At 73.0% G+C, this 14,858-nt stretch carries 18 protein-coding genes; 9 read left to right on the forward strand and 9 right to left on the reverse strand.

Annotation, left to right across the window (positions count from 1 at the left end; translation table 11 throughout):
- On the forward strand, positions 1 to 401 hold a 401-nt coding region (locus E1211_RS22795), incomplete at its 5' end, for an ACT domain-containing protein (RefSeq protein WP_132351053.1).
- Positions 402 to 429: 28 nt separating this feature from the next.
- Here E1211_RS22795 and E1211_RS22800 read toward each other — a convergent pair.
- From E1211_RS22800 to E1211_RS22810, 3 genes are all read right to left on the reverse strand, one after another.
- On the reverse strand, positions 430 to 1,149 hold the full coding sequence (locus E1211_RS22800) for an AIM24 family protein (RefSeq protein ID WP_132351054.1): 720 nt from the start codon (positions 1,147 to 1,149) through the stop codon (positions 430 to 432).
- A gap of 124 nt (positions 1,150 to 1,273) precedes the next feature.
- Positions 1,274 to 1,621, reverse strand: coding sequence for a metallopeptidase family protein (locus E1211_RS22805; RefSeq protein ID WP_207915480.1), 348 nt, complete (start codon positions 1,619 to 1,621; stop codon positions 1,274 to 1,276).
- A 128-nt stretch (positions 1,622 to 1,749) separates the two neighbouring features.
- The gene (locus E1211_RS22810) at positions 1,750 to 2,181 is read right to left on the reverse strand and encodes an OsmC family protein (RefSeq protein ID WP_132351055.1); all 432 of its coding nucleotides are present in this window, start codon (positions 2,179 to 2,181) and stop codon (positions 1,750 to 1,752) included.
- A 128-nt stretch (positions 2,182 to 2,309) separates the two neighbouring features.
- Here E1211_RS22810 and E1211_RS22815 point away from each other — a divergent pair, with 128 nt between their 5' ends.
- Positions 2,310 to 3,026, forward strand: a complete 717-nt coding sequence (locus E1211_RS22815; protein ID WP_132351056.1) for a hypothetical protein — start codon at positions 2,310 to 2,312, stop codon at positions 3,024 to 3,026.
- Between the two features lie 21 nt (positions 3,027 to 3,047).
- On the opposite strand, the gene E1211_RS22820 is transcribed toward E1211_RS22815, so the two are convergent.
- The gene (locus E1211_RS22820) at positions 3,048 to 3,569 is read right to left on the reverse strand and encodes a GNAT family N-acetyltransferase (protein ID WP_132351057.1); all 522 of its coding nucleotides are present in this window, start codon (positions 3,567 to 3,569) and stop codon (positions 3,048 to 3,050) included.
- Between the two features lie 202 nt (positions 3,570 to 3,771).
- On the opposite strand from E1211_RS22820, the gene E1211_RS22825 reads away from it, so the two are divergent.
- A complete protein-coding gene (locus E1211_RS22825) occupies positions 3,772 to 4,593 on the forward strand; it encodes an HAD family hydrolase (RefSeq protein ID WP_132351058.1) in 822 nt (273 codons plus the stop codon).
- Positions 4,593 to 5,405 (forward strand): HAD family hydrolase, encoded by an 813-nt coding sequence (locus E1211_RS22830; RefSeq protein ID WP_132351059.1) that lies wholly within the window; start codon positions 4,593 to 4,595, stop codon positions 5,403 to 5,405. The genes E1211_RS22825 and E1211_RS22830 overlap by 1 nt, the downstream gene beginning before the upstream one ends.
- A gap of 52 nt (positions 5,406 to 5,457) precedes the next feature.
- Here E1211_RS22830 and E1211_RS22835 read toward each other — a convergent pair whose 3' ends face one another.
- Positions 5,458 to 6,051 carry a bacterial proteasome activator family protein gene (locus E1211_RS22835; RefSeq protein ID WP_132351060.1) on the reverse strand — a complete coding sequence of 198 codons (594 nt, stop codon included), beginning with the start codon at positions 6,049 to 6,051 and terminating at the stop codon, positions 5,458 to 5,460.
- Positions 6,052 to 6,134: 83 nt separating this feature from the next.
- Between E1211_RS22835 and E1211_RS22840 the strand changes: the two genes are divergently transcribed.
- Positions 6,135 to 6,962, forward strand: a complete 828-nt coding sequence (locus E1211_RS22840; protein ID WP_132351061.1) for a S9 family peptidase — start codon at positions 6,135 to 6,137, stop codon at positions 6,960 to 6,962.
- 45 nt (positions 6,963 to 7,007) lie between these two features.
- A complete protein-coding gene (locus E1211_RS22845) occupies positions 7,008 to 8,201 on the forward strand; it encodes an ABC transporter substrate-binding protein (RefSeq protein ID WP_132351062.1) in 1,194 nt (397 codons plus the stop codon).
- Between the two features lie 114 nt (positions 8,202 to 8,315).
- Here the strand turns inward: E1211_RS22845 and ddaH are convergent, their stop codons facing one another.
- Positions 8,316 to 9,149, reverse strand: coding sequence for a dimethylargininase (gene ddaH / locus E1211_RS22850; RefSeq protein ID WP_371686193.1), 834 nt, complete (start codon positions 9,147 to 9,149; stop codon positions 8,316 to 8,318).
- Positions 9,150 to 9,208: 59 nt separating this feature from the next.
- Here ddaH and E1211_RS22855 point away from each other — a divergent pair, with 59 nt between their 5' ends.
- Both E1211_RS22855 and E1211_RS22860 read left to right on the forward strand, forming a co-directional pair.
- Complete coding sequence (locus tag E1211_RS22855; RefSeq protein WP_132351063.1) at positions 9,209 to 9,667, forward strand: Lrp/AsnC family transcriptional regulator; 459 nt, start codon at positions 9,209 to 9,211, stop codon at positions 9,665 to 9,667.
- Between the two features lie 78 nt (positions 9,668 to 9,745).
- On the forward strand, positions 9,746 to 11,620 hold the full coding sequence (locus tag E1211_RS22860) for a beta-propeller domain-containing protein (protein ID WP_132351064.1): 1,875 nt from the start codon (positions 9,746 to 9,748) through the stop codon (positions 11,618 to 11,620).
- A gap of 100 nt (positions 11,621 to 11,720) precedes the next feature.
- Here the strand turns inward: E1211_RS22860 and E1211_RS22865 are convergent, their stop codons facing one another.
- The 3 genes from E1211_RS22865 to E1211_RS22875 all read right to left on the reverse strand — a co-directional run bounded on the left by E1211_RS22865 (position 11,721) and on the right by E1211_RS22875 (position 13,772).
- The gene (locus E1211_RS22865; RefSeq protein ID WP_132351065.1) at positions 11,721 to 12,878 is read right to left on the reverse strand and encodes a hypothetical protein; all 1,158 of its coding nucleotides are present in this window, start codon (positions 12,876 to 12,878) and stop codon (positions 11,721 to 11,723) included.
- Between the two features lie 91 nt (positions 12,879 to 12,969).
- Complete coding sequence (locus E1211_RS22870) at positions 12,970 to 13,224, reverse strand: DUF6457 domain-containing protein (RefSeq protein WP_132351066.1); 255 nt, start codon at positions 13,222 to 13,224, stop codon at positions 12,970 to 12,972.
- Positions 13,221 to 13,772: an NTP transferase domain-containing protein gene (locus E1211_RS22875; RefSeq protein ID WP_243709648.1), complete on the reverse strand. Its 552-nt coding sequence runs from the start codon at positions 13,770 to 13,772 to the stop codon at positions 13,221 to 13,223. The genes E1211_RS22870 and E1211_RS22875 overlap by 4 nt, the downstream gene beginning before the upstream one ends.
- Positions 13,773 to 13,961: 189 nt before the next feature.
- Between E1211_RS22875 and fdhD the strand changes: the two genes are divergently transcribed.
- A complete protein-coding gene (gene fdhD / locus E1211_RS22880) occupies positions 13,962 to 14,816 on the forward strand; it encodes a formate dehydrogenase accessory sulfurtransferase FdhD (protein ID WP_132351068.1) in 855 nt (284 codons plus the stop codon).
- Positions 14,817 to 14,858: the final 42 nt, after the last annotated feature.

Below are 14,858 nucleotides of genomic sequence, written 5' to 3' on the forward strand. Positions count from 1 at the left end.
GCCCCGGCCCGCCCCCGCCGCCGACCGGGGACGACGTCACGTCGTTGGCGGTCTACATCGCACACGACCGGGTGGGCGCGCTGCTGTCGGTGCTGATGGAGCTGGCCGTACGCGGGGTCAACCTGACCCGCATCGAGTCCCGGCCGACCGGGGAGGCGCTCGGTCGCTACGTTTTCTTCCTCGACTGCACGGGGCACGTGGCAGACGTACGGCTGGGCGAGGCGTTGCAGGGCCTGCGCCGGGTCTGCGCCGCCGTGCACTTCCTCGGCTCGTACCCCCGGCACCGCTGGCTGGAGACGGGCGGCGAGCGGCCGGTCCCGCCGCCGCCCGGCCTGTCCGACGCCGACTACACCGACGCGAGCGCCTGGCTGGCGCGGTTGCGCGCCGGCGAGCTGAGCTGAGCCGGCGCGCCCTCGTCCGTCGAGCTGGTCAGCTCAGCAGCCCACCGAGCAGGCCGCCCTGCTGCTCCTGCGCGCCGCTGCCCATCACGGGCGGCTCCTCCGACGGCTGCACCACGACGAAGCCCTGCCCGGCGAAGCTCATTGTGAAGGCCTCACCCGTACGCCGGCCGAGCAGCGTGCCGAGACCGAGCTGCTCGGCGCGGTGGTAGCCGGTCTGGAGGCCGGCCGACCAGCAGACCGCCGCCTGCGGGTCGACGTAGGTGGGCTGGTCGACGTTGAGGACCACGGGGGTGCCCCTGGTCGTGATCGCGATCCGCCCGTAGCCGCTGAAGATGCAGTTGAAGAGCCCGGAGGCGGCCATCCCGCTGCCGCCGACCATGCGGATGTCGTACTGGAGGGTGGAGTCGAAGGCCAGCACGCTCGATCCGTTGATGGAGAGCGCGTCGCCCGGCTCCAGGTCGATGATGTGCACGTCCTTGGCCAGCTCGGCCAGGAAGACGTCGCCCTGCCCGGTGACCTTCATGAGCGGAACGCCCTCACCGGTGAGCTTCTGCTTGAGGAACTTCCCCAGTCCGCCGGAGCCGAGCGCCTGGAACTGCACGTTCCCCTGGTAGGCGACCATCGACCCGACCCGGGCCATCGCCTCACCGTTGAGCTCGATCTTCAACAACTTGGAGTTCTGCAGCCGCATGCCGGGCTGCGCGGACTCCTGCTCCAGGTTCTCGGCGGAGAACAGCGAGCTGCGCATGTAGTGCCTCCTGAGGTCGCAACGACTGCCACGACGGTAGGGGACCGTCGCAACGACGCTCCCGGCGGACCGGTCGGCCTGTGACGGGCGGCTCGGCCGCCCGCCGCCCAGGTGGATGGACGGATCAGGCCCAGCCCAGCGCGTGCAGCCGCTCGTCGTCGATGCCGAAGTGATGCGCGATCTCGTGGACCACGGTGACCGCTACCTCGTCGACGACGTCCTCCTCGTCCTCGCAGATCCGTAGGATCGGGTGGCGGTAGATGAAGATGCGGTCGGGCAGCACGCCGGCGTAGTCCCAGCCCCGCTCGGTGAGCGCGTGCCCCTCGTAGAGGCCGAGCAGGTCCTCCTCGCCGGGGGGTGGGTCGTCCTCGACGAGGATGACGACGTTGTTCATGAGACCGAGCAGCTCCTCGGGCACCTCGTCGAGCGCGTCGCCGACCAGTTCCTCGAAGCGCTCGCGGCTCATCTCCACCGGCACCCCGCCATTCTGCCCGACGCCGTTGCGCGTCCGGCCGGTCGAGATTCGAGCGCGTTCACGGAAAGAGCGGCCGTCCGTCTCCGGACGGGGTCTCTTCCCGTGAACGCGCGGTCAACGAGGTGTCAGGAGGAGAGGCGGGCGGTGAGGGTGATCTCGGCGCCCGGGGAGAGCAGGCGGGAGATCGGGCAGTTGGCCTTGGCGGCCTCGGCGAGCTTCTGGAACTCGGCCTCGTCGATGCCGGGCACCTCGCCCACGGTCTCCAGCTCGATGCGGGTCACGGTCATGCCGGCGTCGGTCTTGTCCAGGTGCACCTTGGCGGTGGTCTCCACCGAGGTGGGCGTCGAGCCGGCGTCGGCGAGCGCCTTGGAGAAGGCCATCGAGAAGCAGCCGGCGTGCGCGGCGCCGATCAGTTCCTCGGGGTTGGTGCCCTCCCCCTCCTCGAAACGCGACTTGAACGAGTAGTTCCCCTGGAAGCCGCCCTTGCCGGTGCGGATCGTGCCGGACCCCTCGGTGAGGTTGCCCTGCCAACGTGCGGAAGCGGTACGGATAGGCATGGTCCGACGCTATCGGATTGCCGATCTCCCTGCGACGGGCTCCGCCGACGCCCAGCGTGCGATCCCTGTCACCGGTCGTCCCCTGTGCCATTATTCGACCAGTCGCGTGACCGCGGGGAGGATGGCGGATGTCCCGAGAGCTTCCCACTCAACGACAGGACGACCGCTCCGACGGTATGGCCGTCATCGAGTGGGGCACGGCCGAGTCCGAGATGCCGGAGCGGCCCCGGCGCTCGCTTGCCGGGTGGGGGCGGGACCGGCGACTTCCGCCGCTGGTCGCCGGGTTGGGTGCGGTGGCCGCCGTCGCCTCGCTGGTCGGCGAGTGGGTCGTCATGACCCTGCCGGAGGGCGGGCGCGACGGTCCGCTCGAGGTGCCCGCCGGAGTGGCCGACGTCAACGGGTTCGGCGTCGGCTACCTGGTCGGCCTGCTCGTGCTGGTCGGCACGGTGGCGCTCGCGCTGCGCGGCACCCCGACCGTCCGGCTGAACGCGCGGGTGCTGGGTCTCGCCCTCGCCGGGGCGCTGCTGGTCCTGGTGGCCGCCACCGCGTTCGAACTGGACGAGTCGACCACGCGCCTCTTCTACAGCCCGGACGCGGGATTCCGGATCGAGTACGGTCGGGGCCTCAGCATGGCCTTCGTCGCGTGCGTGCTGCTCGGCCTGGCGCTGCACCTGTCCCCGAACGCCGCGCCGCTCGACGACGACGCCGCACGCGCACCGATGCCCGGGCGGCGCCGCCGACCCGACCAGGACGACCAGGACGAACGGGACGACGCCCCGCCCCCGCCGGCCGACCTGACCGTGCAGCCGACCATCCCGTTCGCCCGTCCGGAACCGCCCCGCTGAGCTGGGACGCCGGGGCACCCGTCAGGGGGTGGCCCAGCGCACCTCGCCGTCGACAAGCACGCCTGTGGCGCGCAGGCCGATCCGTTCGGCGACCCGCGCCGAGGCGCGATGGTCGGGGTGGACGTGGGCGATCAGCCGCCGCACCCCCGACCGGTCGAGCCAGCCCACCATGCCGAGCGCCGCCTCGACGGCGTACCCGCGGCCCTGCTCGGGTGCGGCGACCACCCAGGCGACCTCGGCGACCGGCTCGTCGCCGTCGAGCCGGAGGGTCGCCTGCACGGTGCCCACGGCGCGGCCGGTGTGGCGGTGCCGGACGACCCAGTTCAGCCAGCCCTGCCTCCCGTCCGGGGAGTGCCCGACCACCTGCCGCGCGTACCGGGCGCGCAGCTGCTCCAGCCCGTCCGGCGCACCGCCGATGAACTCGTGCAGGCGCTCGTCGTGCAGGAGGGGGGCCATCTCGTCGGCGTGCGCGACCCGTAGTGGTTCGAGTACCAGGCGGTCCGTCTCGATCGGTTCTACCGCCGGCCAGTCGGGTGCCACCATCGGCCAACCGTACGGCGGTACGGGTTCCGGCGGGGCGGCGAGCGCCACCCGGGGTGTGTGTGCCGGGGATTGGCATCCGATTCGCCTGGAAGCCATGGTTGGGCCCCGTTCCGCGAGGTACGGTTGCTGCCCGCCGTCACTCCGGGTCGACCGATCGACCACCGAACGGCTGGTTGCGGCGGCGGCGGGCGAAGGAGGAACGATGACCCGCCCGGGACTGCCCAAGCTGATCGCCACCGACCTCGACGGCACGCTCGTCCGCAGCGACGACACCGTCTCCGCGTACACCCACGGGGTGCTCGACCGGGTGCGCGCCGCCGGGATCCCGGTGGTCGGGGCCACCGGCCGTGGCCCGCGGCTGACCGAACTGACCCGCAACGACATCCGCGCGGCCGACTTCCTGGTGATGGCCGGCGGCGGGCGCGTGGTCGACCAGAGCGACCCGGCCGGCCCGGTGGTGCTGCGTGACGAACGGCTCCCCGCCGAGGTGCTGGCCCGGCTCCTGGCCGATCTGGAGGCCGAGGTCGGCCCGTTGACCGTGATGGTCGAGGCCTCCGACGAGCACGACGCCCCGCTCTGGGGCGACTACCACCCGAGCTGGCCCTACCAGGACCGGTTCGAGGCACGTACCCGCGCGGAGTGTCTCGCCACCGACGTGATCAAGGCGTTCGCCCGGACCGCCGACCACCACGTCGACGAACTGCTCGAGGTCGCCCGCCGGATCGTCCCCGCGGAGGTGGCCACGCTCACCCAGGCCGGACTCGGTTTCGTGGAGATCTGCCCGCCCGGGGTGGACAAGGCCACCGGGCTGGCCGTGGTGGCGCAGACCCTCGGCGTCGACCCGGGCGACGTGCTCGTCTTCGGCGACCAGCCGAACGACCTGCCCATGTTCGAGTGGGCCGGCTGGGCCCGGGTGGCCGTCTCCAACGCCCACCCGGCGGTCCGCGCCGCCGCCGACGAGGTCACCCTGCGTAACGACGACGACGGGGTCGCCGTCTATCTGGACCGACTACTGTCCCGGTGATGGAAGAGATCCCTCGGCTGGTCGCCACCGACATCGACGGCACGCTGCTCCGGGAGGACCGGACGGTGAGTCCGCGTACCGCGTCGGTGCTGGCCCGGATCACCGCGGCGGGCACGCCGGTCGTGCTGGTCACCGGCCGTCCGATCCGCTGGCTCAAGCTGGTGTACGAACAGTTGGCCGAGCCGCTGCCGGCGATCTGCGCGAACGGCGCGGTGGTGTACGACCCGGCCGGCGACGAGGTGCTACGCGCCGATCCGCTGGCACCGGAGCTGCTGGCCGAGGTGGCCCGGCGGCTGCGGGCCGAGGTGCCCGGGGTGACCTTCGCCGTGGAGGTCACCGACAGCCGGCAGATGCGGCACGAGGCGCACTACCCGCTGCGCTGGGACGCCGACCACGAGGCGATCCGCGCCGTGGAGTCTCCCGAGGAGTTGCTGGCGGCGCCGGCGGTGAAGCTGCTCGCCCGCGCCGGCGAGCAGGACCCGGACGCCTTCGTCGAGCTGGTGGCCGCGGCCCTGCAGGGGCTCGCCGAGGCCACCCACTCGTCGTACTCGGGATTGGTGGAGATCTCCGCGGCCGGCGTGACCAAGGCGGCCGGCCTGGCGTGGTACTGCGCCCGGCTCGGCATCGACGCCCGGGACGTGGTGGCCTTCGGCGACATGCCGAACGACGTACCGATGCTCACCTGGGCCGGTCGGGCGGTCGCGGTCGCCAACGGGCACCCCGCCGTGCTGCGGATCGCGCACGAGGTGACCGCCGCGAACACCGAGGACGGCGTCGCGGCGTACCTGGAGAAGCTCTTCGACGTGGGTTGACGGGGCGGACCGTGACCCCGGGCCCGTGGCCCGCCCCGCTGCGTCCCGTCACTCAGAGGTACTGGCCGGTGCTGTGCCCCTCGCCGCCCTGCGCCATGCCCGGCATGCCCGGCGCCATCGCGCCGGGACCGCTCGGCAGCGCGCGGCCGGACCGCATCTGCTCCAGCTGCACCCGGGCCGCCATCTGCTGGGCGACCAGCGCGGCCTGGATGCCGTGGAAGAGACCCTCCAGCCAGCCGACCAGCTGCGCGTGCGCGACCCGGAGTTCGCTGTCGCTCGGCGCGCCCTCCTCGGTGAAGGGCAGCGAGATCCGCTCCAGCTCCTCGCGCAGCTCCGGGGCGAGCCCCTCCTTCAGCTCGACGATCGACCGCTCGTGGATCTCCCGCAGCCGGTGCCGGCTGGCGTCGTCGAGCGGGGCGGCCTTGACCTCCTCCAGCAGCTGCTTGATCATGCTGCCGATCCGCATCACCTTGGCGGGCTGCTCGACGAGGCGGGTCGGGTCCTCCCCCTGCCCCTCGTCGGTTTGCACGGTGCCGACCGGCCGGCCGTCGGGGCCGACCACCACCACGGTGCCGGAGTGACCGGTGCCCTCGTGGCCCGGCTCGTCGTTCTGTCCAGCGGCGCTCGCTTCGGTCATGGGGTCCATCTTGACCCAGCGCGCAAGGTCCACGCTCGCCGGGACCGACTCCTCGGGCGCGGATCACCCGTCGGGCGCGTTACCGTCGCGCCATGTCCGCCGACCCCCGCGCCGTCCTGACCCGACCCGCTCCGGATCCCGACCACACCGTGGCGTACGGGGACCATCCGGACCAGATCGCGGATCTCCGGGAGCCGGCGGGCGGCGGACCCGCCGAGCGGTTGGTCGTGGTGGTGCACGGCGGGTTCTGGCGGGCCGAGTACGACCGGCGGCACACCGGACCACTGGCCACCGCCCTGGCCGGCTCGGGCCGCCCGGTGGCGCAGCTGGAGTACCGGCGCACGGGTCAGCCGGGCGGCGGCTGGCCGAACACCCTCACGGACGTCCTGACCGGCGTGGCGGAGCTGCCCCGGCTGGCCGCCGAGGCGATGCCGGGCCGGGTGAGCACCGCCCCGCCGCTGCTCGTCGGCCACTCGGCCGGGGGTCACCTGGCGCTCCACGTCGCCGCCCGCGCGCCGGAGACCGTCGGTGGGGTGCTGGCGCTGGCCCCGGTGGCGGACCTCGTCGAGGCCCACCGGCTGGATCTCGACGGCGGCGCGGTCGCCGAGCTGCTCGGCGGTGGGCCCGACGAGGTTCCCGACCGGTACGCGGCAACCGATCCACGGACGTTGGTGCCCATTCGATCACGCACAGTAGTTGTCCATGGTGAGATGGATCAACAAGTGCCGGTCGCCATCAGTCGCGACTTCGTGGCAGCCGCCCGGCTGGCGGGTTCCGGAATCACCTATTTTGAGCTGGCCGAGTGCGAGCATTTCGCGCTAATCGACCCCGAGTCCGCGGCCTGGCCGACGGTGCTCGCCGCACTGCGATCCCTCGAAGAAGATCAGCGGCCGATTGACGCAGCGTCGCCGACCAGGTAGAACGCCGGAGGGGCGACGCGCCCTCAACCCTGCTGGAAGGATTCGGTGCCGCAGATGAACCGCCGACGGGCGCTCCAACTCCTGGCCGCGCTCGGCACCACCGGGCTAGTCGCGGCATGCGGCAACGACACCGACGAAGGCGGATCGGGCAGCACCGGCAAGCCGATCAAGATCGGCCTCATCGCCCCCAAGGCCGGTGGCCTCAAGACGATCGGCGACGAGATCGTCAACGGGTTCCAGCTCTTCCTCGACCTGAACGAGCAGCAGCTCGGCGGGCACCCGGTGACGCTGATCACCGCCGACGAGGGCGACGACGCCAAGTCCGGCAAGGCGGCCGTCGACGAGCTGCTGAACCAGGGCGTGCTCGCGCTGACCGGCGTGGTCAACTCCGCCGTGATGCTGGGCATCCGGGACACCGTCGAGAAGGCGCGGGTCCCGCTCATCGGCTCGAACGCCTCGCCGAGCACGCTGCAGAGCGTGGTCTACATCTGGCGGACGTCGTACGTGCTGGACGAGGCGGGACGGGCGCTCGGCGGCTACCTGAAGGGCCGGCTGAGGGCGGGCTCGCGGCTGGCGATCATCATGCCGGACAGCGTCAGCGGCGAGGACGTCGAGCGCGGCTTCCGGGAGGAGTTCGGCTCCACCGACCCGCGCATCGCCGGCCGGGTCGTCTGGACCACCGCAGCCGCCAACCCCGGCAAGAACGCGTACGGCCAGGACATCGGCAAGGCGCTCGACGAGAACCCCGACGCCATCCTCTGCTTCTTCACCGGTGACGCCGGGGTCGAGTTCATCAAGCAGCTGCGCCAGGCGGGCTACAAGGGCCCCGTCTACGCGCCGGGCTTCCTCACCGAGGGCACGGCGCTGGAGAACATGAAGAACGACGCGCTCAACATCCAGACCGCGCTGAACTACTCGGCCGACCTCAGCAACACGGCCAACCGGGTCTTCGCCTCCGAGTACCGCAAGAAGTTGCACGTCTCGCCGACCACCTACGCCATGGCCTCGTACGACGCGGCCCAGGTGCTGCACCAGGCCATCCAGCTCGCCGGTGCGAACCCGAGCTCCCAGGAGGTCAACCTGGCGCTCGGCAAGCTCGGGCAGATCGACAGCCCGCGCGGGATCTGGCAGTTCAACCAGCCGCGTACGCCGCAGCAGAAGTGGTACCTGCGCCAGGTGCAGCGCGACGGCCAGGTGCTGTCGAACGTACTGATCAGCGAGCTGGCCACGCTCGGCTGAGCCGCTGGGCCATCCGTCGCCGAGGGCCGGTCTCCGTACGGGGACCGGCCCTCGCTCGTGCGCGGGCAGGACGCCCGGAACCGCCGCGCCCCCGGAAGGCGCGGCGGCTCCCGCTCAGCGCCGCAGCTCGGCGATGCAGCACTTCACGCTGCCGCCGCCCTTCTTCAGCTCGGCCAGCTCGACCGGGACCGGGTGGTAGCCGAGGGCCTTCAGCTTCTCGGCGAGCCCGGCGGCCTCGCTGTTCAGCACCACGTTCAGGCCGTCGCTGACCAGGTTGAGCCCGAAGGCCATGACATCGGCGTCGTCGGCGACCACCGCGTCCGGGAAGAGCTGGGCCAGCACCTTCTGGCTGGCCGCCGAGAAAGCGCCCGGGAAGTAGACGATGTTGGCGTCGTCGATGGCGGCGAGCGCCACGTCCAGGTGGTAGAAGCGCGGATCGACCAGGCGCAGTGAGATCACCGGGCGGCCGAGCGCCTCCTGCGCCTCGGCGTGCGCCGGGATCTCCGTACGGAACCCGTGCCCGGCGAGGATGAGCCCGCCGTGCGCCTCCGGGACGTACGCGAAGTCGCCCTCGCCCTCGTTGGTCTCGCTCGGTGCGATGAACCGCCAGCCCTGCGACTCGTAGAAGGCCCGGTGCGCCTCGGCCTCGGCGGCCCGCTGCTCGTGCTTGAACCGGGCGCCGTAGACGGTGCCGTCCACCACGAAGGCGCCGTTGGCGGCGAAGACCATGTCCGGCAGGCCCCGCTCGGGCGTCAGCAGGTGCACCTCGTGGCCGAGGTTGACCAGGGTCTCGCGCAGCCGGTCCCACTGCTTCACGGCCAGCTCGGCGTCGACCGGGGCGGTCACGTCCATCCACGGGTTGATGGCGTACTCGACCGCGAAGTGCTCGGGGGAGCACATGAGATATGTCCGCTTTCGCGGCACTCGCTGGTGGTTCACGGTCACCAAGAGTAGGTATCGTGGAAGTTTGGTAACAGCCACGAATATTGCTTCCCAGGGGCAGAACGTTGCAGATAGACGCCGTAGACCAGCGGATCATTGCGCTGCTCGTCGCTGACGCCCGCGCGTCGTACGCCGACATCGGAGTTCGGGTGTCACTCTCCGCCCCCGCCGTGAAGCGACGGGTCGATCGGCTCCGGGCCACCGGGGTGATCCGGGGATTCACGGCCGTCGTCGACCCGGCCGCCGTGGGCTGGACCACCGAGGCGTTCGTGGAGCTCTTCTGCGCCGGCCGGACCACACCGGCGCAGATCGGCGCGGCGGCCCGCCGGCACCCCGAGGTGGTGGGCGCGTACACCGTCTCGGGCGAGGCCGACGCGCTGGTGCACCTGCGCGCCGCGGACATCTCCCATCTGGAGGCCGCCCTGGAGCGGCTCCGCGCCGAGTCGTTCGTGACCTCGACCCGCAGCACCATCGTGCTCTCCCGGCTGGTCGAGTCCCCCGGCGTCGGGCCGTCCGCCGGCTGATCCGGACTCCCCCGCGACGGCCGCGCGATTCGTCGATGCGGTGGGGAACCGGCACGGACGACGGCCCGTCGAACGGCCATGACTCGGGGAACCCACCTCGCCGCCGTCGGCGCCCTGGCCGCGCTCGCCCTGCTGGCGGGCAGCGGCCTGCCCGCCACCGTGCCCACCGCACCCGATGCTCTCGACGTACCGGCCGCACCCGCGCCCCCCGACACCCGGCTGGTGGCGTACGAGTCGTGCGACGACGCGCTCGCCGGGCTGCGGGCCGCCGCCACCGCCGCCGTCGGACCGTGGGGCCTGCACGAGCGGGACGTCGCCTGGGTCGCGAAGGCGGGCACCGGAGAGGCCCGCCTCGACGCGGTAGCGGCCCCCGAGCACTCCACCACGAACGTGCACGAGGCCGCGGCGGACGAGCCGGACGTGGTCAAGACCGACGGCCGACGGATCGTGACGATCAGCCAGGGCGTGCTCCGGGTGACCGAACCGGCGACCCGGCGGAGCACGGGCCGTCTCGACCTCGCCGACGGCCCGCTGCCGGACCGAGAGCGGGAACGTAACCTGCTGCTGCACGGCGACCGGGCGCTGGTGCTCAGCGGTGAGTCCCCGATGACGTTGCGGTCGGCCGAGGAACAGGTCACGGGCGGGACCACGCTGCTCACCCTCGTGGACCTCGCCACCACCCCCACCGTGCTCGGCACCTACTCGATCGACAGCGCCCTGATCGACGCGCGGCAGACCGGAGCCACCGCCCGGGTGGCGGTCCGCTCCGACCCCCGGATCGACTTCCGCCACCCCGACCCGAGGGCCAGCGACGCCGAACGCATCGCGGCGAACCGCGCCGTGATCGCGTCGACCGGCATCGACGCCTGGCTCCCGGCGTACGAGTGGAGCGCCGGCCGGGAGCGACACGGCGGCCGGGTCGGATGCGACCGGCTCAGCCGCCCGGCCGACGCCACCGGCACCTCGACGGTGACCGTGCTCAGCTTCGACCTCGCCGCCGGGCAACTCGGCGACGGTGACCCGGTCAGCGTCGCCGCCGACGCCGCCACGCTCTACGGCACCGCGAACAGCCTCTGGCTCGCCGGCGAGCGCCGCCCCCGCCACGGACCCCGCCCGGGCTTCCGGGATGGGCGGCCCACCGAGGTGAGCACCGTGATCCACCAGTTCGACACCGCGAACCCGGGCCCGCCCCGATACCTGGCCAGCGGCAGCGTCCCCGGCTGGCTGATCAACCAGTACGCGCTCTCCGAGTGGCAGGGCGACCTGCGGGTCGCCACCACCATCGACAGCGCCCGCGGTCGCCCGACGTCCGCGTCCAGCGTGTATGTGCTGCGCCGGCAGGGCGGCACGCTGAAGCGGGTCGGCGCCGTCACCGGTCTGGGCCCCGGCGAGCGGATCCACTCCGTGCGCTTCCTCGGCGGCAGCGGTTACCTGGTGACCTTCCGGCAGACCGACCCGCTCTACGCGCTGGACCTGACCGATCCGGCGGAACCTCGGGTCACCGGCGAACTGAAGATCACCGGGTACTCCGCGTACCTGCACCCACTGCCGGACGGGCGGCTGCTCGGCGTCGGGCAGGAGGCCGACTCACAGGGTCGTACGCAGGGCCTACAGGTTTCGCTCTTCGACGTCCGCGACCCGGCCCGACCGGTCCGGCTCGACCGGTACCACCTGCCCCGTGCCGGGTCGGCCGTGGAGTTCGACCCGCACGCCTTCCTGTACCACCCGGGGACCGACCTGGTCGCGCTGCCGGTCGACCGGGGCGTACGGCTGCTGCGGGTGACCGCCGCGAGGATCAGCGAGCTCGGGCAGGTGACCCATCCGGGCGCCGGCGGGCAGACGCTCGACCGGGCGGTGCTGGTCGACGGTGTGCTCTGGACCGTCTCCGCTGCCGGCCTGCGGGCCAGCGATCCCGGCAACGGACGGAGCCTCGCCTGGCTCCCCTCGACCTGATTCTCCCTCCCCAGCGGGTGGGGCCCGGCAAGCCGGGGCTTCCGGGCCCCACCCGCACCGAGGACCGGACCGAGCCGCCGACCCGGGGCCCGGGTCGCCGTCAGAGGTACATGCCGGTGCGGTGCTCGCCGTCGCCGCGGGACGTCTTGTCACCGTCGCCGAAGAACCGCTTCCCGCCGAACTCACCGTGCAGCCGGTCGTCCAGCTCGTCGGCGAGCCCGGTCATCACCTGCACGGCCAGCATGAGATGGGTGGGCTGGAAGTTGCGGCCGAAGACGGGGATGGACGCCCACACCGTGTCGTCGGCGCAGTAGAGACGGCCGATCGGCATCCGGTTGGTCAGTTCGGAGAGCTTGACGTAGAGCCGCTCGGTCGGCTCGACCTGGGTGAGCACCGGGGAGAAGACGTCGACCAGCGGCGGGTTGTCCCGGACCCGGACGAACACCATCGCCGAACCGGCCCGGATGTTGATGTCGCCGTCCGAGTCCACCTGCAACCGCTCGGAGTCGGACTTCAGCATGGTGGAGACGACGGTGCGTACCCGCTCCTCCAGCGCCAGGACGTCGTTCTGCTCGTTCTGCGCCGCGACGGCCTCGACCAACGCCTCGTCCAGGTCCTCCTCGAGGACGCGGCCCGGACCGAACTCGCTGCGCGCGGTGCCCAGCGGCACGTCGGGCAGCGGCTCCCCCTCCGCGTCATGGATCAGGTAGACGAGGAACGCCGGGTGCGGCGCGCCGTAGACGTCGCGCAGGGTGCGGGAGAGCAGCGCGGAGATCCGCCCCGACTGGGCCGTGGTCGTGTCCAGACCGAAGTACTGCCCGGATCCCTCCAGGACGCCGGGCGGGGCCCAGCCGAGCGCGACCATGTCCGCCACGGCCGCCCGGTCCAGCCGGTAGCCGTCCGGCAGGCCGGCGTTCCCGACCGCCCGCGCGGAGAGCCGCCCCTCCTCGGCCACGTCGATCCCGATGGAGTAGACCGCGTCGCCGGTCCCGGAGGCGGTCGGATCGAGGGTCAACTCGACGTGTGCACCCGCCGGGAGCGTGGGCAGCCGCTCGGCGAGCGCCCGCGCGAACTCCTGCCACGCCTGGGTCACCTTGGCCCGCAGGTCCGCGGTGCTCGGCTCGTCGAGCAGGATCGACTCCGTCTGCTCCGGCTGGGCTGCGCCGCCGGCCGCGTGGGCCGGGCCGACCGCCGGCCGTTGGGCCGAGTCGGCGCCGGGTGGTTCACCGGGCGGCGCCGAGGGGTGGTCTGCCGTCATGATCGCCTCCGTCCGTCTCGGTCACCCTACCCACGAGGTCCGGAGGACGGATCAGCCCCGACAGCGATCGGACATACCCACCCGAGACGGGTCAGGAAGCCGGCTCCGCGCCGAACTCGACCGGCCAGGACGCGGCGAGGCCGCTGAGCCGTTCGGCCGCCTCCGCGGGGTCCGCGCCGCGCCCCACGGCTAGCCCGAGGAGGTACGCGGAGACCGGCGCACCGGGCCGGAGCACCTGGTGGGCGACGTCCTTCGCGAGGCCGAGCACCGCCGGCACCGGCACCTGCGCCGGGTCGAGGCCCAGCTCGGCGCAGGCCGCCGTGACCCAGTCGTCCATCACCGTCATCGCACCCACTCCTCCGCCCGGCGTACGTCCTGGTCAGTGTCGCAGTCGAACCACGGCGGCGGGCCGGCACCGACCCAGGCCACCTCACGGACGGTCAGTCCGCCGAGCAGGGCGCGTACCGGGGCGCCGGCCAGGCCGCCCGGCCGCCCGCCCGCGAGCCCGGCCAGCGCGCCGCGAAGCGCGGGGACCCGCCACACACCGCAGAGCGTCTGCCGCCGCCCGTCGGCGTCGACGTAACAGGCGCCGTCGGCCCCGGTGGTGGTGAGCTCCCGCAGCAGGACGGCGACCGCCTCCCGGGTGAGCAGCGGCAGGTCCGCCGCGAGCAGCGCGACCAGGGCGGTGTCCGGTTCGAGCAGGGCCAGACCGGCTGCCGTTGCGGCCACCGGACCGCCCCCGGCCGGCTCCTCCCGGGTGAGCCGTACGCCGGGCGGCGCCGGGTCGGCCCGCCCGACCAGGACGCGCGGGACGGCGTCGGCGACCGCGGCCAGCACCCGGTCCCGCATCGACCGGCCGCCGACCCGCCGGGCGGGCTTGTCCACCCCGCCCATTCGTCGGGCCGCGCCGCCGGCGAGCACCACCGCCGCGTACGGTCCCGGGTCCCTCTCCACTCCAGCCGCGTGCCGGGTGCGCGCCGCGTCCGAGCTGGCGCCCCCAGGGGCGGCGCGGAGAGGTCGAGAAGGGCCCATCCGGCCACGGTAGCCGTGCGGACGCCCCGCCGCCGGGTGCAGGATGTCGGGGTGGGACGGGCGACAGAGCGACGTGGCGTGATCCGGATCGACCTCGACGCGGCCCAGGGCCGCACCTCGGTCCGGCGGCCGGACAACCTCTCGGTGGAGGAACCGCTCGAAATCCGGGTGGGTGCCGCCGGGCCCGGCCGACGCCGACCGCTCGCGGTGACCATGCGTACGCCCGGCGACGACCTCGACCTGGCGCTCGGCTTCCTGCTGACCGAGGGGCTGATCCGGTCGGCCGACGATGTGCACACCGCCCAGCTCTGCGCCGGGGCGGAGACGCCCAACACCTACAACGTGGTGGACGTGGTGCTCGCGCCGGGCGTGCCGGAGCCCACGACGGACCCGGCCCGGAACTTCTACACCACCAGCTCGTGCGGCATCTGCGGCAAGGCCAGCATCGATTCGGTGCGGACCCGATCGCTCTTCTCCGTGCACGACGATCCGGTGACGGTGCCGGCCGCCCTCCTCGCCGAGCTGCCGGAGCGGCTGCGCGCGTCGCAGCGCGGCTTCGAGCGCACCGGCGGCCTGCACGCGGCCGGTCTGTTCACGGCGGGCGGGGAGCTGGTCGTGCTCCGCGAGGACGTGGGCCGGCACAACGCCGTGGACAAGGTGATCGGCTGGGCGGTGCGCGAGCGACGGCTGCCGCTGGCCGGGCATCTGCTGATGGTGTCCGGACGGGCGAGCTTCGAGCTGACGCAGAAGGCGTGGATGGCGGGGCTTCCGTTGCTGGCGGCGGTCTCCGCACCGAGCAGCCTCGCCGTCGACCTCGCCGACGAGGCCGGGATGACGCTGGTCGGCTTCCTCCGGGGCCGGACGATGAACGTCTACGCGGGGCCCGCGCGGGTGGTCGTGAGCTGATCCGGCGGATCGCCGGACCTCGCGGCGAGCGGACGCCCGCCC

Source organism: Micromonospora sp. 15K316 (assembly GCF_004348525.1).
Classification (GTDB): Bacteria; Actinomycetota; Actinomycetes; order Mycobacteriales; family Micromonosporaceae; genus Micromonospora.